Source organism: Paenibacillus sp. MZ03-122A (assembly GCF_024213325.1).
Taxonomy (GTDB): Bacteria; Bacillota; Bacilli; order Paenibacillales; family Paenibacillaceae; genus Paenibacillus; species Paenibacillus polymyxa_B.
In genome coordinates this window covers 50,490-75,190 of sequence record NZ_JANAVI010000017.1, presented here as the reverse complement: position 1 = coordinate 75,190, position 24,701 = coordinate 50,490, and the positions used below count along the sequence as shown (strand labels likewise).

Annotated in this window: 22 protein-coding genes; 21 read left to right on the top strand and 1 reads right to left on the bottom strand. The window is 48.3% G+C overall.

Annotated features, from left to right (window positions below):
- The first annotated feature begins 106 nt into the window (after positions 1-106).
- Positions 107-1,504, top strand: a complete 1,398-nt coding sequence (gene glmU, locus NLX74_RS23020) for a bifunctional UDP-N-acetylglucosamine diphosphorylase/glucosamine-1-phosphate N-acetyltransferase GlmU (RefSeq protein ID WP_080658680.1) — start codon at positions 107-109, stop codon at positions 1,502-1,504.
- 59 nt (positions 1,505-1,563) lie between these two features.
- The gene (locus NLX74_RS23015; RefSeq protein ID WP_013308125.1) at positions 1,564-2,517 is read left to right on the top strand and encodes a ribose-phosphate diphosphokinase; all 954 of its coding nucleotides are present in this window, start codon (positions 1,564-1,566) and stop codon (positions 2,515-2,517) included.
- A 68-nt stretch (positions 2,518-2,585) separates the two neighbouring features.
- Here the strand turns inward: NLX74_RS23015 and NLX74_RS25940 are convergent, their stop codons facing one another.
- Positions 2,586-2,786: a hypothetical protein gene (locus tag NLX74_RS25940; protein ID WP_023986434.1), complete on the bottom strand. Its 201-nt coding sequence runs from the start codon at positions 2,784-2,786 to the stop codon at positions 2,586-2,588.
- 74 nt (positions 2,787-2,860) lie between these two features.
- On the opposite strand from NLX74_RS25940, the gene pth reads away from it, so the two are divergent.
- The 19 genes from pth (at position 2,861) to ftsH (ending at position 24,623) form a co-directional block, all read left to right on the top strand.
- Complete coding sequence (gene pth / locus NLX74_RS23010; RefSeq protein ID WP_061831840.1) at positions 2,861-3,421, top strand: aminoacyl-tRNA hydrolase; 561 nt, start codon at positions 2,861-2,863, stop codon at positions 3,419-3,421.
- A gap of 85 nt (positions 3,422-3,506) precedes the next feature.
- On the top strand, positions 3,507-3,737 hold the full coding sequence (gene fin / locus NLX74_RS23005; RefSeq protein ID WP_013308128.1) for an anti-sigma-F factor Fin: 231 nt from the start codon (positions 3,507-3,509) through the stop codon (positions 3,735-3,737).
- 134 nt (positions 3,738-3,871) lie between these two features.
- Positions 3,872-7,399 (top strand): transcription-repair coupling factor, encoded by a 3,528-nt coding sequence (gene mfd, locus NLX74_RS23000; RefSeq protein WP_235306843.1) that lies wholly within the window; start codon positions 3,872-3,874, stop codon positions 7,397-7,399.
- Complete coding sequence (locus NLX74_RS22995; RefSeq protein WP_254330480.1) at positions 7,383-8,501, top strand: peptidylprolyl isomerase; 1,119 nt, start codon at positions 7,383-7,385, stop codon at positions 8,499-8,501. Before mfd ends, NLX74_RS22995 begins: the two co-directional genes overlap by 17 nt.
- Before the next feature lie 167 nt (positions 8,502-8,668).
- Positions 8,669-9,211, top strand: coding sequence for a stage V sporulation protein T (spoVT, locus tag NLX74_RS22990; protein ID WP_061831843.1), 543 nt, complete (start codon positions 8,669-8,671; stop codon positions 9,209-9,211).
- A gap of 141 nt (positions 9,212-9,352) precedes the next feature.
- Complete coding sequence (locus NLX74_RS22985) at positions 9,353-11,011, top strand: putative polysaccharide biosynthesis protein (RefSeq protein WP_254330474.1); 1,659 nt, start codon at positions 9,353-9,355, stop codon at positions 11,009-11,011.
- Between the two features lie 158 nt (positions 11,012-11,169).
- Entirely contained in the window at positions 11,170-12,669 is a 1,500-nt protein-coding gene (yabN, locus tag NLX74_RS22980) for a bifunctional methyltransferase/pyrophosphohydrolase YabN (protein ID WP_235306846.1), read from the top strand.
- 333 nt (positions 12,670-13,002) lie between these two features.
- Entirely contained in the window at positions 13,003-13,275 is a 273-nt protein-coding gene (locus NLX74_RS22975) for an HU family DNA-binding protein (protein ID WP_007428028.1), read from the top strand.
- A complete protein-coding gene (locus NLX74_RS22970) occupies positions 13,275-13,553 on the top strand; it encodes an RNA-binding S4 domain-containing protein (RefSeq protein WP_016818913.1) in 279 nt (92 codons plus the stop codon). The genes NLX74_RS22975 and NLX74_RS22970 overlap by 1 nt, the downstream gene beginning before the upstream one ends.
- A gap of 178 nt (positions 13,554-13,731) precedes the next feature.
- Complete coding sequence (yabP, locus tag NLX74_RS22965) at positions 13,732-14,016, top strand: sporulation protein YabP (RefSeq protein ID WP_025721693.1); 285 nt, start codon at positions 13,732-13,734, stop codon at positions 14,014-14,016.
- Complete coding sequence (gene yabQ / locus NLX74_RS22960; protein WP_013308136.1) at positions 14,013-14,591, top strand: spore cortex biosynthesis protein YabQ; 579 nt, start codon at positions 14,013-14,015, stop codon at positions 14,589-14,591. Before yabP ends, yabQ begins: the two co-directional genes overlap by 4 nt.
- Before the next feature lie 4 nt (positions 14,592-14,595).
- On the top strand, positions 14,596-14,925 hold the full coding sequence (locus NLX74_RS22955; protein WP_013308137.1) for an FtsB family cell division protein: 330 nt from the start codon (positions 14,596-14,598) through the stop codon (positions 14,923-14,925).
- Between the two features lie 123 nt (positions 14,926-15,048).
- Positions 15,049-15,573 carry a S1 domain-containing RNA-binding protein gene (locus NLX74_RS22950; RefSeq protein WP_014279051.1) on the top strand — a complete coding sequence of 175 codons (525 nt, stop codon included), beginning with the start codon at positions 15,049-15,051 and terminating at the stop codon, positions 15,571-15,573.
- Positions 15,574-16,078: 505 nt separating this feature from the next.
- Positions 16,079-18,586 (top strand): stage II sporulation protein E, encoded by a 2,508-nt coding sequence (spoIIE, locus tag NLX74_RS22945; protein ID WP_254330472.1) that lies wholly within the window; start codon positions 16,079-16,081, stop codon positions 18,584-18,586.
- Positions 18,587-18,712: 126 nt separating this feature from the next.
- On the top strand, positions 18,713-19,462 hold the full coding sequence (locus tag NLX74_RS22940; protein ID WP_190298360.1) for a VWA domain-containing protein: 750 nt from the start codon (positions 18,713-18,715) through the stop codon (positions 19,460-19,462).
- A complete protein-coding gene (locus NLX74_RS22935; RefSeq protein WP_103049279.1) occupies positions 19,446-20,384 on the top strand; it encodes a protein kinase domain-containing protein in 939 nt (312 codons plus the stop codon). The genes NLX74_RS22940 and NLX74_RS22935 overlap by 17 nt, the downstream gene beginning before the upstream one ends.
- A gap of 66 nt (positions 20,385-20,450) precedes the next feature.
- Complete coding sequence (tilS, locus tag NLX74_RS22930; protein ID WP_254330471.1) at positions 20,451-21,899, top strand: tRNA lysidine(34) synthetase TilS; 1,449 nt, start codon at positions 20,451-20,453, stop codon at positions 21,897-21,899.
- A gap of 47 nt (positions 21,900-21,946) precedes the next feature.
- The gene (hpt, locus tag NLX74_RS22925; RefSeq protein WP_025721686.1) at positions 21,947-22,486 is read left to right on the top strand and encodes a hypoxanthine phosphoribosyltransferase; all 540 of its coding nucleotides are present in this window, start codon (positions 21,947-21,949) and stop codon (positions 22,484-22,486) included.
- 97 nt (positions 22,487-22,583) lie between these two features.
- On the top strand, positions 22,584-24,623 hold the full coding sequence (gene ftsH, locus NLX74_RS22920; protein WP_254330469.1) for an ATP-dependent zinc metalloprotease FtsH: 2,040 nt from the start codon (positions 22,584-22,586) through the stop codon (positions 24,621-24,623).
- Positions 24,624-24,701 lie beyond the last annotated feature (78 nt).

Sequence of the window (24,701 nt, the reverse complement as noted above, 5' to 3'; positions counted from 1 at the left end):
TCGCCGTTATTTTTCAGGAGGATTGTGAAAAGTTAAGCAAAATCTGATCTGGGAATTAACGTTTTAGCCAAGGGGTAACTGTTATTTTCAGGATAGGAGGTTGGACTTGTTGGAAAGGTTGGCAGTCATTCTTGCCGCAGGGCAGGGAAAACGTATGAAATCCAAATTATATAAAGTTCTGCATCCGGTGTGCGGAAAACCGATGGTCGGGCATGTGCTCGACACGGTTCGTGAAATCGGTGTGTCCCGAAGCGTAGTCGTCGTGGGTCATGGAGCAGAGGCGGTACAGTCTTATTTGGGACCGTCGGCAGAATATGCGCTTCAGGCTGAGCAGTTGGGAACAGGCCATGCTGTCAAGCAAGCCAAGGACTTGCTCGGTCAGGAAAAAGGTACAACCATTGTCATTTGTGGGGATACTCCTTTGATCACAGCGGAAACGCTGGAGGGCTTGGTGCAACTGCACGAGAGCCGTGGGGCGGCTGCGACGATTCTGACCGCTGAGTTGGACGACCCGAAAGGATATGGACGAGTTATTCGTGATGCTTCCGGGGCCGTGCTCAAGATCGTGGAACAGAAAGATTGTTCACCTGAGGAAGATGCTGTCCGGGAGATCAATACGGGAACGTACTGCTTTGACAATGCCAAGCTGTTTGCAGCGCTGGACAAGGTAACGAACACCAATGCACAGCAGGAATATTACCTGACAGATGTCATTGGTATTTTGCATGGTGAAGGTGAGCAGGTTGAGGCGTATTTGACAGATGATGTGTCTGAATCCATCGGTGTTAACGACAGAGTGGCTTTGTCGGTAGCTGAGGGCTATATGCGTGAGCGCATTGTTCGCAAGCATATGCTGAATGGTGTCACTGTCATTGATCCCTCTTCTACCTATATCGGGAGCGAGGTTGTTATTGGTTCCGATACGGTACTGTACCCGAACACATGGCTGCATGGTCAAACACAAATCGGAGAAGATTGTGTGATTGGTCCACAGGCTGAGATTCAGAATACGATTATCCATTCAGGCGCAACGGTAAAACATTCGGTGTTGAACGAAGCGGAAGTGGGAAGCAGTACATCTGTGGGGCCGTTTGCTTATCTGCGTCCAGGCGCGAAGCTTGGCGAACATGTGAAAATTGGTGATTTTGTTGAGGTGAAAAATGCGACCATTGGAGATCATTCCAAGGTGTCTCATTTGAGCTATGTCGGTGATGCCAAGGTGGGTACAAACGTAAATATTGGCTGCGGGGCAATAACGGTCAATTATGATGGATATAATAAATCCATTACAGAAATTGAAGACGATGCCTTTATTGGCAGCAACGTGAATCTGATCGCCCCGATTAAGATTGGAAAAGGTGCTTATGTTGTAGCAGGCTCCACTGTAACACATGCTGTCCCTGATAACGATCTGGCCATTGCCAGACCACGTCAAGAGAACAAAGCCGGATATGCGGACAAAATCCGCGCACGTGCCAAAGCGAAGAAGAAAAGATCGGAATGACCTTAATCAGCAAGCTGTTGAATCTGTAATGAATGAACCAGCACGGAGGGTTTCTATTAATGACTTATTGCGATTCCAAACTCAAAATATTTACTTGTAACTCCAATCCGAAGTTAGCCCACCAGATTGCGGACTACATCGGCATCCCAATGGGGGAATCCCATACCACATCGTTTAGTGACGGTGAAATCCAGGTTAAGCTGTCGGAAAGCGTACGCGGCTGCCATGTGTATATTGTGCAGTCAACTTGTCTGCCGGTTAACGACAACTTGATGGAGTTATTGGTTATGATTGATGCACTTAAACGCGCTTCTGCCAAAAGTATCAATGTCGTTATGCCATATTATGGTTACGCTCGTCAGGATCGTAAAGCTCGTTCACGCGATCCGATTACAGCGAAGCTTGTCGCTAACTTGATTGAAAAAGCGGGAGCTCACCGCGTAATCAGCATGGATTTGCATGCGATGCAGATTCAGGGATTCTTTGATATTCCAGTAGATCATATGTTGGGAGCGCCAATTCTGGCCCAATATTTCCGTTCCAAGCAAATTGAGAACCCGATTGTCGTTTCACCCGATCATGGTGGGGTTGTTCGTGCGCGTAAGCTGGCGGACTTCCTGAGTGCGCCGCTCGCTATTATTGATAAGCGTCGTCCAGAGCCAAATGTCAGTGAAGTGATGAACATCATCGGGAACATTGAGGGTAAAACGGCTATTTTAATTGATGATATCATTGATACAGCCGGAACGATTGTATTAGGTGCAAATGCGCTTAAAGAAGGCGGCGTAAAAGATGTGTATGCGTGTTGTACACATGCTGTGCTGTCCGGTCCTGCTATGGAAAGACTGGAGAATTCGCCATTAAAAGAGGTGGTTGTGACGGATACAATCCCGATCGTTCACCCGAATCCGACAAGCAAGCTGAAGGTATTATCTGTGGCTCCATTAATGGGAGAAGCTATCATCCGTGTGCATGAAGAATTGTCGATCAGCAAACTGTTTGAAATCGAATAAGCGCTGGCTCATTAAAAAAGGGGTTGCCTTTTCCATATGGAAAAGGTAACCCCTATCAGCATGTCAGGCTAAAAGCCTGGGCGAGATATGAATGTGAAACGTTGACGATTGTATAGTGTGTCCTCTATTTCGACGAAATGCTCATTAAAACGCGCAACGATGCCAATCTGAATATGTACATTCCCGTCATAGATCTGGACAGGAACGGAATGTTTTAAATGATATAGAAAATGGCTGTCATATAAGAGGATATCACCTTGATTGAGCATACCGGCACGCACCTTCCTATTCAATACAACTATTTTACCAAAAAATCAAGACTGCGAAAGAGGGTGTCAAAGTTATGAAGTGGATTGTAGGATTGGGCAACCCCGGTCCCCAATACGAGAAAACGAGACATAATGTCGGATTTATGGCATTGGATGCTCTTGCCTCGCGTCATAACATCCAGATTAACCAAAGCAAATGCAAGGCGTTAATTGGAGAGGGTCACATTGGTGGCGTAAAAACCGTACTGATTAAGCCAATGACCTATATGAATCTATCAGGCGAGTCTCTACGTGCTTATATGGACTATTATAAGGCCGATATGGAAGATCTGATTGTCGTGTACGATGATCTGGATACAGAAGTCGGTAAAATAAGATTGCGTTATCAAGGTAGCGCAGGCGGTCATAACGGCATTAAATCGATCATTCAGCATACCGGCACGCAGTCCTTCAATCGGATTCGTATGGGCATTTCCCGCCCGGAGCCTGGACATGCTATTGTCGATTATGTTCTGGGTACCTTTCCCAAGAAGGAAAAAGAATTACTGGCCGGAATGATCGAGGACACGTGCAACGCCTTAGAACACAGCTTGAGTCATCCGTTTGAACGGACGATGGCTGAATTCAACAAGTAAGTTCAGACGTAGCAGACGGGCTTAAATGGAAGATTGTTGGACATACTGAAAGGTATAGAAAACTTTCAGGAGGCATATACATTACATGATTGTTAATTATGTATGCAGACATTGTCGAACTTTCTTGGGACGAATTGATTCCGCGGCAATAACCGAAGAAAGGTTGGGCTTCCATTCCTTGACCCCTGCCGAACGTAGAGATATAATAGCGTATAATTCGGGTGGTGAAGTGACCGTCAAAGTCATTTGCGAGCATTGCAGTCAGGCATTGGAGAATAATCCAGAGCTGAGTCTGCTCGTTAATCCGCTCCAATAACAGGTATTCAACTGGTAGGATGTACCAGCTTGAGAGGTGAAGCGGCAATTCCGCTTATGGAGCCTTGGCAGCATTGCTGAGGCTTCTTTTTCGGTTTACATGTAACTATTTATAAGCATAAAGGGGTGCCTTTTTTGTTACAAGCACTTATTCAGGCTTTTACGAAGGATGCTGATTATGCATCCATTGCAGCAGGTATTTCATCAGGGATGAAGGAACAACTGATATCAGGTTTATCAGGCTCTTCCCGACAGGTACTGATGGCCGCGCTTGCCGAAGATACCGGACGACCGTTAATGGTCATGACGCACAATATGTTTGCCGCTCAAAAAATAGCAGATGACTTACAGGAAGCGCTTTCTCCTGATCAGGTTTTATTGTATCCTGCTAATGAGCTGGTAGCTGCTGAAGCTGCAATATCCAGTCCAGAGACATTGTCCCAACGAATTGATGTATTGATACGCTGCGCCCAGGGTTTTCGTGGGATTGTTGTCGTGCCGTTTTCTGGTGTCCGACGTCTACTGCCAATCCCGGAAACATGGCGTGAGGCTCGTATTGAGCTGAAAGAAGGCGAAACGATTCAGCTGGAAGCGTTTTTGCTACATATGGTCGAGATGGGCTACCAGCGTGTAGAGCGTGTGGAATCACGTGGAGAGATGAGCGTACGCGGAGGAATTATTGATTTTTATCCAATGACAACCCGTTGGGGCTATCGTGTGGAGCTGTTTGACGATGAAATCGATTCGATCCGTAAGTTTGATCCGCAAGATCAGCGTTCGGTGGAAAAGATTCAGGACGTTACCGTAACACCGTGTAAGGAAGTTATTGCGAATAACCAGCGTATGGACCAGGCGGCGGATGCCGCTGCTATTTTGCTGGAGGAGCAGCTGGGCAAAATGACGGATCGTCAAGCTAAGCAGCACCTGAAAGAAGAGATTCATCGTGAAATTGAGTTACTGCGAGAGCATGTGTATTTTGACGAAATCTATAAATATATCTCCCTGCTGTATCCTGAACGTAAAACACTAGCAGACTATATGCCGGAAGATACGATTCTGATTATTGATGAACCGGCACGTATGCTGGAAACAGCCAAGCAACTGGAACGGGATGAGTCAGAATGGAATCTGCATTTGCTTCAAAACGGTAAAACGTTACCGCAGCTAGAACTGTCAGATGACGCGGACAATCTGCTGTACAACCGGAGATTTCAGACGTTGTTCCTGTCGATTTTTCTTCGTCAGGTTCCTCATACCCAGCCACAAAATATTTTGAATTTCATCTGCCGAGGCATGCAGGATTTCCATGGCCAAATGAATGTGCTCAAGGCGGAGATGGATCGTTGGCGCAAAGCCGGCACACAGGTTATGATGCTGGCAAGTGGAGATGAACGTCTGGACCGGATGCGCCGAGTGCTTGAAGATTACGGTATTGATGAACCGACGATGGCTATCGGCAATCTGCAAAGCGGTTTTGAAATGCCATCTATTCATCTGGCGGTCATTACCGAGGGCGAGATGTTTTCCCAGAAGCAGCGGAAAGCTCGTAAGCAGGGCCGGCATGTGGACAATGCAGAACGGATTAAGAGCTATAGCGAGCTGAAGGTGGGCGACTACGTCGTACACCAAAATCACGGGATCGGGAAGTACATGGGGATCGGCACGCTGGAGGTTGGCGGTATCCATAAGGATTACATGCATGTCCTCTACGCGGGTGGAGATAAGCTGTCAGTGCCGATTGAACAAATTGATTTGATTCAGAAATATGTCGGCTCAGAGGACAAGGAACCCAAGATTTATAAACTGGGTGGCAATGAGTGGACACGGGTTAAAAGTAAGGTGCGCAGCTCGGTTCAGGATATTGCGGATGACTTGATCAAGCTATATGCAGAACGACAGTCGGCACCAGGGTTTGCTTTTGAAAAGGATTCACCGGAGCAACAAGAGTTTGAGGATATGTTCCCGTATGATGAGACACGTGACCAGATTCGGGCCATCGAAGAGATTAAGAAGGATATGGAGCAGAGCCGCCCGATGGATCGTTTGCTATGCGGTGATGTAGGTTACGGCAAAACTGAAGTTGCCATTCGTGCTGCTTTTAAGTCTGCTATTGAAGGCAAACAAGTAGCGGTGCTGGTACCGACGACGATTTTGGCACAGCAACACTATGAGACATTCCGTGAACGTTTTTCAGGGTATCCGTTCAATATTCAGGTATTGAGCCGTTTCCGCTCGCGCAAAGAGCAGAATGAGACGATTAAAGGGGTCCGGCAGGGCACGGTCGATATTGTCATTGGTACCCATCGTCTGTTGTCGCAGGATCTGGTGTTTAAGGACCTCGGAATGCTGATTGTCGATGAAGAACAGCGATTTGGCGTAACTCACAAGGAAAAGCTGAAGAAGCTGAAAACGAACGTAGATGTGCTGACGTTAACGGCAACACCTATTCCGCGTACGTTGCATATGTCCATGCTGGGTGTACGTGACTTGTCAGTCATTGAGACGCCACCGGAAAACCGTTTTCCAGTGCAAACCTATGTGGTTGAGCACAGCCAAACTCTAGTTCGTGAGGCCATTGAACGCGAAATGGCACGCGGTGGACAGGTGTACTATCTGTATAATCGCGTGCAGGGTATTCAGGAGATGGCTGCCGAGATCAATGCGCTCGTACCGGAGGCTAAGGTGGGCGTGGGTCACGGACAGATGTCCGAAACCGAACTGGAGAAAACGATTTTGGATTTCCTGGATGGCGAATACGATGTGCTGGTCAGCACCAGCATTATTGAAACCGGCGTGGATATTCCAAATGTGAATACACTCATTGTGCATGATGCCGATAAAATGGGGCTATCTCAGCTTTATCAGTTGCGTGGGCGTGTAGGTCGTTCCAATCGGATTGCCTATGCTTATTTCACGTACCAGCGGGATAAGGTGCTCACGGAGGTGGCGGAGAAGCGCCTTCAGTCGATTAAAGAATTTACGGAGCTCGGCTCCGGGTTCAAGATTGCAATGCGCGATTTGTCCATCCGTGGAGCGGGTAACTTACTTGGCGCTGAGCAGCATGGTTTCATCGCATCCGTCGGTTTTGATCTCTACTCGCAGATGCTGGCTGAGGAAATTAATAAACGTAAAGTCAGCGTACTTGGAGAAGAGGATCAGTCCAATCGGAATTGGAGTACGTCGATTGATTTAGGCGTCGATGCTTACTTGCCAGGAGACTATATTTATGACAGCATCCAGAAGATTGAGATTTATAAAAAGGTTGCAGCGGTCAGCACCTTTGACGAGGCTTCCGAACTGGAGGATGAGCTGGTCGACCGATTTGGTGATCTGCCAGAGGCTGTGCGTCATTTGCTAGCCGTGGCTCGCCTTAAGGTATATGGACGCATGTATGGCATCGAGTCCATGGTGCAACGGGATGACAATATAGTGCTGAAATTCCATGAAGGGCGCCAGCAGGCGGTACAGACCGCCAAACTTGCCGAGATTGGCAATCGCTTTGAAAGACGTGTACAATTTGAACAGGGCACTTCTATGAGCGCACGCATAAAGGGCAAAGGTCTAAATGATCCACAGTTGCTAGAACTGCTGGAACAATTTTTGAGTGCATTGAAAGAAGCATTCACATTGAAGGAGGAACTGCAAAATGCCACAACTAAATAAAAGAAAACCTTGGAGAATGCTCTCCTTGGGAATGGCAGCGCTGCTAGCTATATCTGTCCTGGCAGCATGTACGAAGCAAGCGGATGAGAACAAGGTCAAGGATGAACCGAAGGACAACAGCAAGGTTGTCGTGACCTATAAGGGTGGAACCCTTACCGAAAATGAGTTCAACCAAGAAATCAGCATGATGAAGTTCCTTTACCCGGAATATGAGGCTGCGTTAGCTTCGGATCAGGTACGGGAGCAAATTGTAAAGCAGGAAGTGGTGTACAAGCTTCTGGCGGCAAAAGCGGACGATAAAGCTAAGGAGCAGGGTGCCAAACAAGGGAACGAACAGCTGGAGCAGTATAAAAAGTCAGTCGGAGAAGATAAGTTCAAGACATTTCTGAGTGATAAAAAACTGACCGAACAAGGTGTGAAAGATTACTTCACGCGTGTAATGACGGTAATCAACAGCGAAACCAACAAAGTAACAGATGATCAGCTAAAACAGGAATTTGAGAAAAATAAAGATCAATTCACGACAGCAACTGTGCGCCATGTATTGATTAACTTCGAAGATCCTAAAACGAAGAAACAGCGCAAAAAAGAGGATACCCTCAAGCTGGCCAAAGAAGTGAAGGCGAAGCTGGATGGAGGAGCGGATTTTGCGACGATTGCTAAGAAATATTCAGAAGACCCAGGTTCTGCCTCTAACGGAGGTCTGTATGAGAATGCATCCGTAGCGCAATGGGTACCTGCTTTTAAAGAGGCCGCTGAGACTCAACCGATTAACAAAATTGGTGAGCCAGTGGAAACGGAATACGGATATCACGTGATCAAAGTGGAGTCTCGCAATGAGCCAACGTTTGATAAATTGAAAGACAACGAAAAGGCAGCCCTGAAAAATAAATTGGCCGGGGAAAGTATCCAAAACTTTACCGAAAATGATTTGGCAAAACTTGATTTGAAAATCAATCTGCCGAAGGTACCAGCTACGCAAGAGAAAAGTGGTGCAACTTCCGGTGCCGGTAGCACAACTACACCTGGCGCAACAACAAACGGTACGGGCGATACCAACGCAGGAACAGCCAAAGATGGAGCTACAAACGAAGGTAAATAACTGAACATGCATAAGGAATTGGGAACAGATGAATACTATGGTCAGATATCACCATAAACACCATGACCGTGACGTTCTTCGTGACCGCTTCTGGGGGAGTGGAAGCGTCTTTCGATACCGTCAGTAGTTTACTAAATTCTTCTTGAGAAAGTGGGGCAACATGTGAAATGAAAGCTACTGGTATAGTTCGCCGTATTGATGACCTTGGGCGGGTAGTTATTCCAAAGGAAATTCGCCGCACCTTGAGAATTCGTGAAGGAGATCCGCTTGAGATTTTTGTGGATCGTGACGGAGAAGTCATTTTGAAAAAGTATTCACCTATTGGTGAACTTGGTGATTTCGCCAAAGAATATGCTGAGTCCCTGTTTGAAAGCACGGGCCATATTACAATGATTACCGATCGGGACACCATTATTACGGTGGCTGGAGGCTCCAAAAAAGATTTTCTGGACAAGCCAATCGGTAGCATTATCGAAGGTAGTATGGATAATCGCAAAACTGTGCTGGAGACAGCCAGCGGCTCTTATGAGCTAACGCGAGACCACGAAGAAACACTCTCGTCCTTTGTGGCGGCTCCCATTGTTTCCGGTGGTGATCCCATTGGTTCCGTTGTATTGTTGAACAAGGACGAAAATGTAAAAATGTCCGAAATGGAAGTCAAAATGGCTGAAACAGCCGCTGGCTTCCTGGGCAAACAAATGGAACAGTAACATCCCGTTTCACCCCTGTATGACGTACAGAATGGCGAAAGCCGTCCTACGTTGTACAGGGTTTTTTTTCTTTCCGGGAGAAGAGGCGGTATAATAGGACTCGTGAAAGATGCATATTTCAGGTGGGAGTGAAGACGGAGAATGCAGGAAAATCGCGCCGCTTCGCGGCTGCTACGGGGTGCTGTCATTTTGACACTGGCAGCAGTAGCGAGCAAGCTGATCGGCACAGTGCAAAAAATCCCGCTGCAGAATATCGGCGGCGACGGCGTGTTTGGCATTTATAATACGGTTTATCCTTTTTATACGCTATTCATTACCATTGCAGCTGCTGGATTTCCGGCTGCAATATCCAAATTTGTAGCTGAGTTTGAGGCAGTGGGAAACCGGGCAGCGGGGCAACGTGTTGCTCGGCTATCTTCGCTTGTCTTGGGTGTCTTTGGATTGATCCTGGGCGTGCTGATGTATACGTGTGCGCCGCTCATTGGTCAATGGATCGACAATGCTCACGTCATTCCGTCGGTGAGGGCGGCGGCGTTTGCCTTTTTGTTCGTGCCGGTTATGGCGGGATTGAGAGGATATTTTCAAGGTTTGCAAAATATGCTTCCGACTGCTATCTCCCAAGTGACGGAGCAGGCGATACGGGTAAGCGTGATGATTATGCTGTTGCTGCTCATGCTGTCACAAGGAGCGGGGGCGGATATGATTGCCGCCGGAGCAGTGTTTGGTTCAGCAGCAGGCGGAGCAGCGGGCTTGGTCGTCATGTTGCTATATTGGCGAAATCACAGGAAGAGGCTTAGAAGGCAAGGGACGGTCATGGCGACAGTGCAAGCACAAACTGGAGAGCTACAGCCAGCGGAAAGCAACGGTGCCTTGCTAAAGGCGCTGCTGCGTTATGCCTTGCCTGTTTGCCTTGGAGCGCTAGCCGTTCCGTTAATTAGTCTGGTAGACACATTTACCGTACCTCGATTGTTAAAGCAGGAGGGTTTGGACGATACTGCGGTTATGGTGGCCTTTGGCGTGTATAACCGAGGTCTGCCGCTGGTACAGCTAGTCATGATGTTTGCCACCACCCTGTCGGCATTATTCATTCCATCGCTGGCTGAGGCCCGGATAACCGGCGGTACGGAGCTGGCACGTCGCCAGTGCGAGCAATCGCTGCGCTGGTTTTGGTTACTGGGACTAGCCGCTGCGACAGGCTTGATCGTGCTGGCTGTGCCCGTCAATGTGATGCTGTATGCGGACGACACTGGCAGCGGGGTCATGCGCTGGATGGCGCTAACCGCCGTAGGCGGCACGCTCAGCATCATCTCGGCTGCGCTGCTGCAAGGGCTTGGCGCGGTTCGCGCGCCGGCTCTGGCGATGCTCGCGGCTGCAGTAGCCAAGGCACTGCTGAACTGGTTGCTCGTGCCGCAGCTAGGCACGGCTGGAGCCGCCATTGCGGGGGCTGTCGCCTATCTGCTGGCGGCGGTGATCAACATCGTGCTGCTGGCTCGCTTGGTAGGCCTGCGTGGGAGCTGGTCCGCCAGCGTGCTCAAGCCGGCGGCACTGCTTATCGCCCTGGCTGGTGCGGCCGGGGCGGCGATGTGGGGCACCAGCGCTGTGCTGGGTGCCTTGGGGTGGGCTGCCGGAGGTCGTGCCACGGCAGCCGCGGAGAGCCTGCTGGGCGTAGCCGCAGGCACCGTAGTGTTCGTGATCGGCCTCGCACGCTTGAGGCTGATCACGGAAGCCGAGCTTGTGGCGGTGCCCAAGCTCGGACGCCCGCTGGCAGCCGTGCTGCGCAGGCTGCGTGTACTGACGTAGCCCAGGCATAGGGCTTAGGGCACGAAAGCGGCACAGCCATTTTATGAGCCTATACCACTTTGTGGTATAGTAAATGCCAAAGCAAAGGAAGCGGAAGCGGGTTAGGCCGTGTATTTTTTCGAGCATGAACCTTGTTTCTGCGAAACGGAGGATTGAATATGAGCGTAACATTAACGGTCGTAGGTTTGGGCTCGGGAGACCCGGATCAGCTTACGATAGGGATATTGAACAAAATGCGGGGCGCTTCAGCGCTCTATCTGCGGACCAAGGAGCATCCTGCGGTTCAAGTGCTGAATGAGTTTGAAGTGGCTTTTGAGTCGTTTGACAACGTATATGAGACAAAGGAGTCCTTTCCAGAGGTATACGAGGAAATTACCAGCCAATTAATTACGACGGCTGCTAAGGCGGCAGACGGAAGCGAAATCGTCTATGCGGTTCCCGGTCACCCGATGGTGGCAGAAGCAGCGGTGCAGTTGCTTAAGGAGCGTTGTCCTGCGCAAGGAATTGAACTGAACATTCTGGGCGGCGAAAGTTTCCTGGATGAAGCTTTTGTGCGTCTTGGTTTTGATCCGATTGAGGGTTTCCAGCTGTTGGACGCAGGTACACTGGATGCCAGCTGGCTCCAGCCTCAGCTGCATACGCTGATCGGACAGGTGTATGACACCTTCACGGCATCTGATGTGAAGCTGTGCCTGATGGAGCGGTATCCTGACGATTATGAGGTGTATGTCGGTCACGCTCTTGGGGTGGAAGGTGAGGAGGCGGTGCACAAGGTGCCGCTGTACGAGCTGGATCGAGTAGAGGGCTACGGGAACCTATCCTTGGTATACATACCTCGCAGTGAAGATGAGGCGCTGAAACGGCGTTCTTTTGACCGTCTACACGAGATTGTCGATATTTTACGCAGCCCGGAGGGCTGTCCATGGGATCGTGAACAGACACATCAGTCGATTCGCAAGAATCTGATCGAAGAAACGTATGAAGTCATCGAAACGATAGATGAGGACGACCCTGAGCATATGAAGGAAGAACTGGGTGATCTGTTGTTGCAAATTTTGCTGCATGCCCAAATGGAAGAGGAAGTCGGAACCTTCAATGTGTATGATGTAATTCAGGGGTTGAATGATAAGCTTATTTTCCGTCATCCACATGTATTTGGTGACAATCAAGCGAATGATGCGGAAGAGGCGCTGCAAAACTGGGAGCAGATGAAGGCTGAGGAAAAACGGCTTAAAGGCACGACGGCAGCATACCCTTCCGTACTGGATGGGGTTCCACGTGATCTGCCTGCTCTTATGAAATCGTACAAGCTCCAGAAGAAAGCAGCTAAAGTAGGCTTTAACTGGGATAGCATTGAGGGCGTATTTGATAAATTAGACGAAGAAGTGGCTGAGTTGAAGGAAGCGGTTCGTGAAGGGCATGCCGTGGAAGCCCAGTTGCTGGAGTTAGGCGATGTGTTATTTGTTGCCGTGAATGCAGCCCGGTTCATGGGAGTAGATCCAGAAGAGGCATTGTCCGCCACCAATCGCAAATTTGTCGACCGTTTCCAGTATATTGAGCAGAAATTACGCGAGCAGGGGCGTCGTCCCGAAGAAAGCAGCGTAGATGAAATGGAGACTTACTGGCAGGAAGCGAAAAAGCTCCTTGGCAAAGCGTGATTCCACACATTCGCTTTTGGCTGCACAGACCAGTAAAATGAGACATATGCAGGGTTGAAAGAAGGCTCCGTTTGAGGAGACTTGCCAATGGACAGAGTTTTGTAGTAGGATGTTGGCTTAACTGGGGTCGAATAAAAAAACGCCTGTTATTGCAGGATTTTTACGGACAAGCCAGAATAACTTGTAGTAATTCTGAAAATAACTGTAGCTTATAGTTAAGCGTGTTACAGTGACATTCAGGAGGGCTTCGGCCACAGTTGGACCTCACGTCTGCTCCATGAATGGACATGCAGCGTGATGATTATTTTTTGACATTTGGGAGGCTTTTATCTTATGAACAAGACAGATCTGATCAACAATATTTCCAGCAAAAGCGGTTTGAGCAAACGTGACGTTGAAGCTGTATTGAATGGCGTTCTTGGTGAAATTACAGATGCACTTGCTAGCGGTGACAAAGTGCAACTGATCGGCTTTGGTACTTTCGAAACACGCAAGCGTTCCAGCCGTACGGGCCGCAATCCACAAACCGGTAACACGATTGAAATTCCAGAATCGACCGTTCCTGCTTTTAAAGCCGGTAATAAGCTTAAAGAAGCCGTTAACTAATGCGTCTTGATAAATTCTTGAAAGTCTCGCGGCTGATTAAGCGGCGTACGGTAGCCAAGGACGTCTCCGAACAAGGGAGAGTGCTGGTGAACGGACGCGAAGCCAAGCCGAGCAGTGCGGTCAAAGTAGGCGATGAAATTACCGTCCAGTTTGGCCAGAAGCTGGTGACCGTGCGAGTGGAACGGCTCGCCGACACTACACGCAAGGACGAGGCTGCAAGTATGTACACTTTGGTAAAGGAAGAGCCTATTGCCAGGGACAATGGTTTGAACTGGTAAGCAGACATCTGATTTTCTCATAACTGTACATGAAAGCATTCCTTCATTATTTTATGAAGGAGTGCTTTTTTTCTTTAGATGACGAGTTTTCGTCCATCATATGCTGATTAACAGCAAAAGCGGTTCTAAATCATACGGCCCCCTTCATAAGCTAAGAACAGAAGGAGGGGTACATGCCATGATTGAACAAGGGAAGTCCAAGCACCATGATCTGCGCATGCAAAGCCGCAAGCAACTCGATATTTCAGGCGTCAGCAATGTGGAGAGCTTTGACAGTGAAGAATTTTTGCTTCAGACCGAGCTGGGCCATCTCACCATTCGCGGACAACATTTACATATCAAAAACCTCAGTCTAGAAGAGGGGCTGTTGTCCATTGAAGGTCTGATTACTTCCCTCGTCTACCTGGAGCCCGGGGCCCCGGCCAAAAACGGAAAAAGCCTATTCGGCAAGATCTTCAAATGAACCCTTACACGCAATGGCTGACGTTGACGTGGATGCTGTTGTCGGGCATAGCCATGGGAGTGGTGTTTGACAGCTACCGGGTGCTGTCCATCCGCTTTCATTTTGCCCGCTGGAGCGTTCATATGTTGGACGTGCTCTACTGGGTGGCCTCGGCTTTGTTTATTTTCCGTGTGCTATACGCGAGTAATCGCGGTGAGCTGCGGTTTTATGTCTTTTTAGGACTACTTTTGGGGGTTTGGCTCTATTTTTGGGCCTTTAGTGTTACAACCCAACGTTTTGTGGTAATGTTATTAGAGATAGTTCGCAGACTGACGTTGATCGTGAACAGCATACTGCGCATCCTGATTGTTCTTCCGGTGTTAGCGCTGTATCGGCTGTTACGCAAGCTGGTCGGATGGACATGGGCACTTATTGTGTTCCTGGGAAGGATGCTGATATACATCCTGATGCCGGTTTGGAAGCCGATCCTATGGCTGATCGGTCCGCTTAAAGCGCGCTGGAAGACTCCAGAGTTGCTCGTAAAGCTAGGTATCAGACTGAAAAACACAGCGAAAAGATGGTTTGGAAGGAGGTAGTATCATGCGTAATTCGTCTGTAGATCGCCATTCATCTTCTACGTCCAAGTCCAACGCGGGCGGGCGCAGGCGAATCATGATTTGGTTGCTATCGCTTGCCGCCTTTGGTAGTTGGGCAATTTTTACCTTTTTTTCTCAAGGCATGATTATGGCCGATCGAAGTGAACAGCTCACCCAGAAGGAAAAACAGAAGCAAGCTGCTACACAAACGGAACAACAGCTTCAAACCGAAGTGAATCGTCTCAAGGACCCTGAGTACATTGGCGAGATTGCCAGAAGCAAGTACGGTCTTTACAAACCGGAAGAGACGCCAATCATCGGAGATCAGAAATAGGAACATTATCGGGCCAATGCTTAGTTGACCTTGGTTCCGCCATTTTGTATAATCAAATCACCACAGCGGGATTTTTTTGCAAAAAAATCGGTTGTATATTTTAAGGGAGGATCATTTTATTCTATGGCAATTGAAGTGGGCACCAAGTTAGAGGGCAAAGTGACAGGCATCACGCATTTTGGAGCATTTGTGGATTTGTCTGGAGGTGTCACGGGTCTCGTTCACATCTCGGAAATCGCCGATAACTATGTTAAGGATGTTAACGACCACCTGAAGATTAATGATGTTGTGACGGTGAAAGTCATTAATGTTGACAAAGATGGCAAAATCGGGCTTTCCATTAAGCAAACGATTGACAAGCCGGCAAGTGAAGCCCGTCCCCCAAGAGCTCCAAGACCGGAGCGTACAGGAGGACCAGGCGGAGGCGACCGTTTCGGCGGTGGAGGTTCAGGTCCAAGTCAAGGACGCGGTGGTGGTGGCGGTGGTTTTAACCGCGATCGTGGAGGCCGTTCTTTCAAGCCTGCACCGGGTAAACCTTCATTTGAGGATAAAATGTCACGCTTCCTGAAAGATAGTGAGGAACGCATTTCGTCGCTGAAAAAGAACACCGAAGGTAAACGCGGAGGACGCGGCGCGAAGCGTGTTTAATTCACTTTGACAACCGTATCAATCATACACGGAAAACCGTACAGTCGAGAGACTGCTACGGTTTTTTTGCGTTCTACCGACAACAGATGCGATAAGCAGCGGCTGTGGGCGCTGAATCCCGTGGTTAGTCGTACGGGCATTTATGAGATTCGCAATTTTGATGAAGAAGAAAAGAGCTTTGATGCTGGAAAGCGGATGTTTTTTTTGTCGTGAGGACATAATCGTCCGACAAACTCCAACGGTTTTCCGTCTATCTTCTGTGCAAATCGCTAGTTTGGACATCAGGATGAACGACATCGAGAGGTCATATAAGGAGTAGCGGGACGTTTCTTCCATCGGCTCCCATACGGGCGTAGCTTGATGTTCAGAGTGATGCTCTGTCCTTTCGCGCAGAACGTTTTTTTGTCGGAAATTTCTTGGAATAAGACGTGGGGTTCTGACAAACTTTCTCAGTCGTTCCGGTTTAAGATGGGAACATCAAATTGATGAATGGGGTGCCTGACGCATGATGGAGAAATGGAACGTGGTACATTTTCCGGGGTTAAAATCTAGAAAGTCCAAATCCAAAGAGCGTACGGAAGGGTGGTCTTCCAGACTCAAGAAACGGCTGGATTCACATAAAGTGGTGCAATGGGTAACGGCGCAAAGATGGATGCTGCTATTGTCAGCTATGGGAGTTCTCCTGGGACGCGCCACTATTTTGGACGAGCTTTCTCCTTTTGCCCTCGCTTATTTTGCGGTCATAACGTTCCTTCGGCGTGACCTGATGCTGCCTGTAGCTGTATCCGTTGTGTTAGGCAGCCTGTTAGCTCCTTATCCATCGTTATTTATGATTGGTGGCGAGCTACTGGTATTTTATCTCCTGTATCGCGGACTACGAACCTTCGATCGTCTGGAATTATCCTATGCCCCGCTTATGGTTTTCTTGTCGGTATTTATGGTCAATTTATTTAACGCCGTGATGGCTCCAACTTTCACATGGTATGAGCTTATCATTGTGGGAACGGATGCGGTTCTCAGCTTTATGCTTACGCTGGTGTTCACGCAGGCCATACCGTTGTTTACGTACCGCAAGAAGACAAGCCAGCTCAAGAATGAGGAAATTTTATGTCTTATTATATTATTAGCCTCTGTGATGACGGGAGCAGTAGGATGGACTGTTCATTCATTGTCTGTCGATCATGTACTGTCGCGATATTTGGTCTTGGTGTTTGCTTTGGTGGGAGGTGCTTCGCTGGGTGCATCGGTCGGTGTAATTACCGGTTTAATTTTAAGCTTGGCCAATATGTCTGCAATTGTGCAGATGAGTTTACTCGCTTTTGCAGGTTTGCTGGCAGGGATGTTGCGTGAAGGGAAAAAGGGTGCTGTTGCGCTTGGGATGCTGCTAGGCTCCTCAATTCTGACGATCTATTTGGACGGGACCGGAGACGTGCTGACGTCAACCTGGGAGAGTTGTGCGGCAATTCTATTATTCTTAATGACCCCAAAAAGTTTCTTTAAAGCGGTTTCTACCTATGTTCCTGGTACGCAGGACCACGCCAAATCTCAGCATGAATACGCCAAAAGGGTTCGCGATCTCACCGCAGAGCGGGTAACGAAGTTTTCCCGTGTATTCAGTCAGTTATCCCGCAGCTTTCACCAGATATCTGCGAGTGAGAGCACGAAGTCGGACGGAGAAATCGAACATTTTATGAATGCGGTGGCCGAAGGGACATGTGCCTCCTGCTTCAAGTGTGAGCAGTGCTGGGACGGCAAGTTTATGCAAACCCATCAGTATATGACGGAAATGATGAGCGCCATTGAGGATAACCCGGATTTGGAGCCGGAGCAGATACCCCCGCAATGGAGCAAGGCATGTGCTAAAACGGGCGCTGTCCTGCAAGTGATGAAGCAGCAGTATAGCCTCTACCAACATAATATGCAATGGAAGCGCCAAGTATACGATAGTCGTCAGCTTGTTGCTGACCAGCTATCGGGTGTATCACAAATTATGGAGGATTTAGCGCGAGAAATTCAGCGGGAAGGGCAGACCATGCATCGGCAGGAGGAGCAAATACGAGAGGCTCTTGATAGACTGGGCTTGTCCATCCAATCTATTGAGATTATTAACCTGGATGCAGGTCAGGTAGAAATAGAGATTGTCCATGCCTATACAAGGGGATTTGATGAATGTCGGAAAATCATTGCTCCACTTCTGTCGGACATACTGGACGAGCATATAGCTGTGATGCGCGAAACGGAGGCAGATCGCCGCCAGGGTTTGGCTACAGTCATGTTCGGTTCTGCTAAAACGTATGAGATTGCTACAGGGGTAGCTAGTGCCGCCAAAGGAGGCGACTTTTTCTCAGGTGACAGCTACAGCATGATGGAGCTAGGGAACGGGACTTTTGCAGTCTCTTTAAGTGATGGTATGGGGAACGGAGAGCGTGCGCAGCAAGAGAGCAGTGCAGCACTTAACATTTTGGAGGAATTACTGCAATCGGGTATGGACGAAAAGTTGGCAATCAAGTCGGTTAACTCTGTCCTGATGCTGCGATCACCTGAGGAAATGTATGCTACGGTCGATATGGCGCTGATTGATCAGTACACGGCCCAGACAACTTTTATGAAGATTGGGTCTACGCCGAGCTTTATTAAAAGAGGGGATGAGGTCATCCCTGTATCTGCCAGCAACTTGCCGATTGGCATTATACAGGATATTGAAATTGATTTGGTATCACTGCAGCTCCAGCCGGGTGATATTCTCATTATGATTACAGACGGTATATACGACTCACCGGGTTACGCGGTTAATAAGGAAATATGGATGAAACGCATGATTCAGGAAATTGAAAGCGAAGATCCACAGCAGTTGGCCGACTGTTTGCTAGAACGGGTTATTCGATACCAACAAAATCAAATCTATGATGATATGACAGTAGTCGTTAGTAAAATCGACCACTTCCGCCCAGAATGGGCAACTCTCCATGTACCTGGCATGAGGTGGTTGGAACGTCCACGGACGGTGAGCTAAGCCGACATTGCCCGGGAAATTCCTTATTCGTTTTTAAAAATCCGCATCCTTCGTTTGAATCGTTCCGGATTAGGCAAAGATAGAATCTATCGGGATAGATTAAGAGGAAGCGGAGGTCAAAAAACGATGAAGCAAATTTTGATCATTACAGATGGATGCTCGAATGTAGGTGTTAGTCCAGTCATGGCGGCTGCCCAGGCTTTGCGGGAAGGTATTACAGTGAACGTCGCCGGAGTCATAGATTATGGAACTATTGGCGAGCTTGGCAGTGAGGAGATCCAAGAAATTGCTAAAGCAGGGGGAGGGTTTAGCCAAATCGTAGGGACGAAACAGTTGGCGCAGACCATGCAGATGATGACGCGCAAAACGGTGGTTCAAACCATTCAGCAGGCGGTTAATAGAGAGTTAACGCACATTCTGGGTGAGGGTGGCGCCAAACATATCGGTGAACTTCCTCCGGCCAAACGAGCCCAAGTGGTTGAGGTGATGGATGAACTGACAGAAACAAGCACCCTGGAGATTGCTTTGCTCATTGATGCAAGTGCGAGCATGAAGCCCAAGCTACCTGCTGTAGAGGACAGCATCCGTGATTTGCTGCTCAGTTTACAGTCCAGAAGCGGACACAGTCGTATATCTGTATTTCATTTTCCGGGCGGCAAAATGGGAGAAGACGCAGTCATGGATATCGGTTGGACCTCTGAGCTTAACCAGATCAAATCGATATTTGGACGCTTGCGGATGAAAGGGGCAACACCGACAGGTCCTGCCATTTTACAAGTGATTGATTATTACCGATATGTTACACTAGGAGAACAGAAAGATCTGGAAGAATCCTATGGCAAAGGAGAAGGGATGCTCGGTGACTACGTCGTCTGATCCCGTTCTTGCACCCGGAACGGTCATCAAGGGCAAGTGGAAGCGGAGCAGCTATGTCATCCAGCGCTTGCTGGGCCGGGGAGCGAACGGAACTGTATATTTGGTAAAAGAAGCACAGGCCGATCGGCAATTTGCTCTGAAAATGGGGAAGAACACGCTTGATCTGCAATCGGAGATTAATGTGCTGACCACATTGCAGTCTCAGGGCACTCAGGCCGCCCTTCAGCGAAATGGAAATCCTTCCTTTTTGTTTGAGGTGGATGATGTAGTGTTACGCAGCGGAGAAATCCCCTTTTATGTTATGCGATATGTTAAGGGTGATCCGCTTCATCGTTTTGTGGCAGCCAAAGGGCCGGAATGGTATGGTGTGGCTGGAACCGGTATACTGAATCGTCTGGCGGATCTCCATCAGGCAGGATGGGTGTTTGGCGACCTGAAGCCGCAGAATATTTTGGTCAATGCCTATGGAGAGGCTGAATTAATTGACTACGGTGGGGTGTCTCTTGCTGGTCGGAGTGTTAAACAATTCACAGAGTGGTATGATAGGGGATTCTGGAATGCTGGCAGCCGAAATGCTGATTCCCAGTATGACCTGTTTGCCTTCGCTCTTCTAACGATTCATATATTGGAGAGCGAATCTTTAAAGGCGGCTGCAAGTAGGCTGCCACAGTTGCGTAATACGGCAGAATTGACGGTCATCATTCGCCGCAGCCGTGTATTACGCCCCTATGCCGAATGGCTGCTGGGTGCAGTGCGTGGAGAATATTCCGATACTCGTGCAGCGGCCCGATCTTGGTCACGTTTGGCTTCCGCACATGTCAGGCAATCGTCGGTCAAAAAAGGGAACCCACGCTGGCTGGGATATGCTTTCACGGTATCGCTTTTGCTGCTTGCCGGAGCGCTCTGGATTGCGTTAAGGTAGCAGCATGACTTACATAAGATAACAGATGATCATCATTTTTACGGTCGGGAGAAAAGAGGGTCGTGAATGGGAACAACAAAACCGACCGGTGTTGTACAGGAAGTGCTCGCCTTGGCGCGAGATCATTCACTGTGGAGCCCCGGAGACCGCATTGTGGTTGCTGTATCCGGTGGGCCGGATTCGGTGGCCCTTTTGCACATTTTACATGAAATATCCGTTATACATATGCCTTTACAACTCGTTTGCGCTCACGTTCATCATGGCTTCAGACCAGAGGAATCGGATGCGGAGGCTGAAGAGGTACGCAATATTGCCCGAAAGCTCGAACTTCCATTTGAAATGACTCGGGTGGATGTACCCACTTATATGAAGGAGAGCGGGAAGGGCCCGCAGGAAGCAGCTCGCGAGCTGCGCTACAGCTTTTTACATGAAATGGCTACAAAGTGGGAAGCACAGCATATTGCAATGGCTCACCACGGCGACGATCAAGCCGAGACGGTTCTCTTGCACTTGCTGCGTGGTAGCGGCCCAGCAGGTTTGGCAGGTATGCGTTTGGCGCGCAGGGAAAAAAATGTGCAACTCATTCGCCCGCTGCTACGTATGTACAAGGCTGACCTGATTGAGTTTTGTAACTTTTATGATCTTTCCTATGTGATAGACAGCACTAATTTATCATCCAAATACCGTCGTAACGCCATTCGCATGGATGTGCTTCCTTTTTTGGGGCAATATAATGAGCGACTGACACCGTCCCTAAACCGGCTCGCCGAAACGATGGCTGACGAAAATGACTTTATGGAGGCATCCACGCTGTCGGCATACGAGAAAATGGTGCGCTTGGATAATGGCAGGTACATGTTTCCCATCGCTTCATACCGTAAGCTATCCGTTGCTTTACAACGGAGGTTGATTAAACTAATATTAAATTATCTGCCTTCGGACAGTGAAAATTTTGATTTTCGTAAAATTGAGACCGTTCGACTAAGACTTCTCCAAGAGGCATCGTCTACATGGAGTTTGGACTTGGGAGGCGGTGCGGTTGGAGTCCGCGAATATGACCAGGCGGTTTTGTTTGACCGTACGCAAGTCGTTATGGGCGAATGGTGCTATGGACTAAGTGTATTGCCTTTTTCCGGTGAGCTAGAATTGCCTGAGGCAGGTGGTATACTTCGGTGGCGAAGGGCTTCCTATTCGGATGCGGACCATCCGGCGAATAAGGAGGAAGCGTGGTTCGACGCAGATCAATTGAGTCTGCCTTTGACTGTACGCTCGCGATTACCTGGAGATACCATGTATGTAATGGGATTAAACGGAAGAAAAAAGGTTAAAGATATTTTTATTGATGAAAAAATACCTCCTTCAATGCGTTCCGTTACTCCCATCGTCTGCGACCATGCTGGAGCTATTCTCTGGATTCCGGGCGTACGACGTTCTGTACATGCCGCAGTGCAAAAGCACACGTCTTCGGTTATATATATGTCATGGCAAAGACGAGAGAGTCCGGGGCACCGGTAATTGAGCAGGAACGGCTTTCATAGTATAAACTTAGGAGGTTTACACCGTTGCAAAATGATATTCAGGAAATATTGATCAGCGAAGAAGAAATTCAGAGTAAAATTAAGGAATTGGGTGCACAGCTAAGCGTGAAATATGAAGGTAAAAATCCATTGGTGATTTGCGTACTGAAAGGTGCGTTTATCTTTATGGCTGATTTGGTTAAAACCATTACAGTGCCGTTGGAGCTTGATTTCATGGCTGTATCAAGTTACGGAGCATCCACAAAATCCTCAGGTATCATCAAAATCATTAAGGATTTGGACGCATCTGTGGAAGGACGCGACGTTCTGATTGTCGAAGATATTATCGACAGCGGCCTGACACTGACGCATTTGATTGAATTGCTTAAAAACCGTAATGCCAATTCGGTATGTGTCGTAACCTTGTTCGACAAGCCTGCACGCCGGACAGTTAATCTTGAAGCAGATTATACTGGATTTACGCTTCCAGATGCGTTTGTTGTCGGCTATGGTCTGGACTATGCCGAGCACTACCGGAACCTCCCATACATAGGGATTTTAAAGCCGGAAATCTACACCAGCTAATCTCAGCCTCCAGTCCTAGGACTAAATAAGGCCCTTTGTTGAGAAGGACTTACAGGCTATGGTAAAATAACTTAAGTGTCTCGAGAGGAGGTAGGGGATGAATCGGTTCATCCGGAATTCTGGTTTTTATTTGATTCTTTTTTTAGTTGTGGTGGGTATCGTTCAGTTTGTTAGCAACAGTAACGAAGCCTCCGATCTCCCTAGATATGACCAATTACGGCAAGAGGTTAAAGCTAATAACATCTCTAAAGTAACGGTCCAATTTGACGGTTACGCCTATCTTGTAACCGGTGCATATAAGAAGCAGCCGGCTAATGCTAAATCGTCCAATTTTTCCGTATATGTTCCACCAACGGATCAAGCACTAAGTGAACTGGTGAATGCCAGCGAAACGAACGGGTTTGAATACGTGCAGAAGAAAATGGAAGGCGAAAGCATTTGGCTGACGTTTTTGACTTCTATCATTCCTTTGGTGATCATGTTCCTGTTGTTCTTCTTCCTGTTTAATCAGGCACAGGGCGGTGGCGGCAAAGTTATGAACTTCGGCAAGAGCAAAGCCCGTCTGTATAACGAAGAGAAGAAGAAGGTTACGTTCGAGGACGTGGCAGGGGCTGACGAAGAGAAGCAAGAGCTTGTCGAAGTTGTAGAATTCTTGAAGGACCCACGCAAGTTTGCAGCTGTGGGCGCTCGTATTCCAAAAGGTGTCCTGTTAGTGGGCCCTCCAGGTACGGGTAAAACACTCTTGGCGAGAGCTGTTGCAGGCGAGGCTGGAGTACCGTTTTTCAGCATCTCGGGTTCTGATTTTGTAGAAATGTTCGTCGGGGTCGGTGCTTCCCGTGTTCGTGATTTGTTCGAGAACGCGAAGAAGAACGCACCTTGTATCATTTTCATTGATGAGATTGATGCCGTTGGACGTCAACGTGGCGCCGGATTGGGTGGCGGACATGATGAACGTGAGCAGACGCTCAACCAATTGCTCGTAGAGATGGATGGATTCGGCGCAAACGAAGGTATCATCATCGTAGCGGCTACAAACCGTCCGGATATCTTAGACCCGGCGTTGCTTCGTCCAGGACGTTTTGACCGTCAAATTACGGTTGACCGTCCAGATGTTAAAGGCCGTGAAGCGGTATTGTATGTACATGCTCGCAACAAGCCATTAACGAAGGATGTTAAATTGGACGTAATTGCAAAACGTACAACAGGCTTTACAGGTGCTGATCTGGAAAATCTGTTGAACGAAGCTGCTTTGTTGGCGGCTCGTCGTAACCGCAGAGATATTTCGATGCGAGAAGTAGATGAAGCTATCGACCGTGTTATCGTAGGTACAGAAAAACGCAGCCGCGTTATCAGTGACCGCGAGAAGCGAATTGTTGCTTATCATGAAGCAGGCCATACGATTATCGGCTTCTTCTTGGAAAATGCGGATATGGTTCATAAGGTAACGATTATTCCACGTGGACGTGCAGGCGGATATGTCATCATGCTTCCGAAGGAAGACCGCATGCTGACAACCAAGCAGGAATTGCTGGACAAAATCACTGGATTGTTGGGTGGACGCGTATCCGAGGAACTGTTCATTGGTGAGATCGGAACGGGAGCCTATAGCGACTTCCAGCAAGCGACAAGCATTGCACGCAGCATGATCGTAGAATATGGTATGAGTGAGAAGCTTGGTCCGATGCAGTTCGGTACTTCACAAGGCCAAGTATTCCTTGGACGCGATATCGGTCATGAGCAGAACTACAGTGATCAGATCGCTTATCAGATTGACCAGGAGATGAATCGCTTCATTACTGAGTCTTATGAGCGTGCTAGAGAACTCCTGACCAAGTATTCCAAAGAGGTTCATTTGATTGCTCAAACCTTGCTGGTAGAAGAAACTCTGGAACTTGAACAAATCAAACGTTTGATCGAGACAGGTTCTTTGGATGGTGGCACAACGGAGGGAGAAGGAACACCGGAAAATGGTGAGCCTGTGATCGACAACATTGGAGACGTCCGTGTACGTATTCAAGGTAAGGATGACGAGCCTAAGAATACAACGGATCAACCGAATGATATCCCTAATCTGAAAAAGCCAGAGGATGATAACAATTCGGGCAACTCCGGTGGTACTCCACCGACAACAACCTAATCATCCGATGGATAGTTGAATAAGCGTATAGGTAAGCTCCGGGGAACCAGGTATTATTGGTTTTCCGGAGTTTTTTAA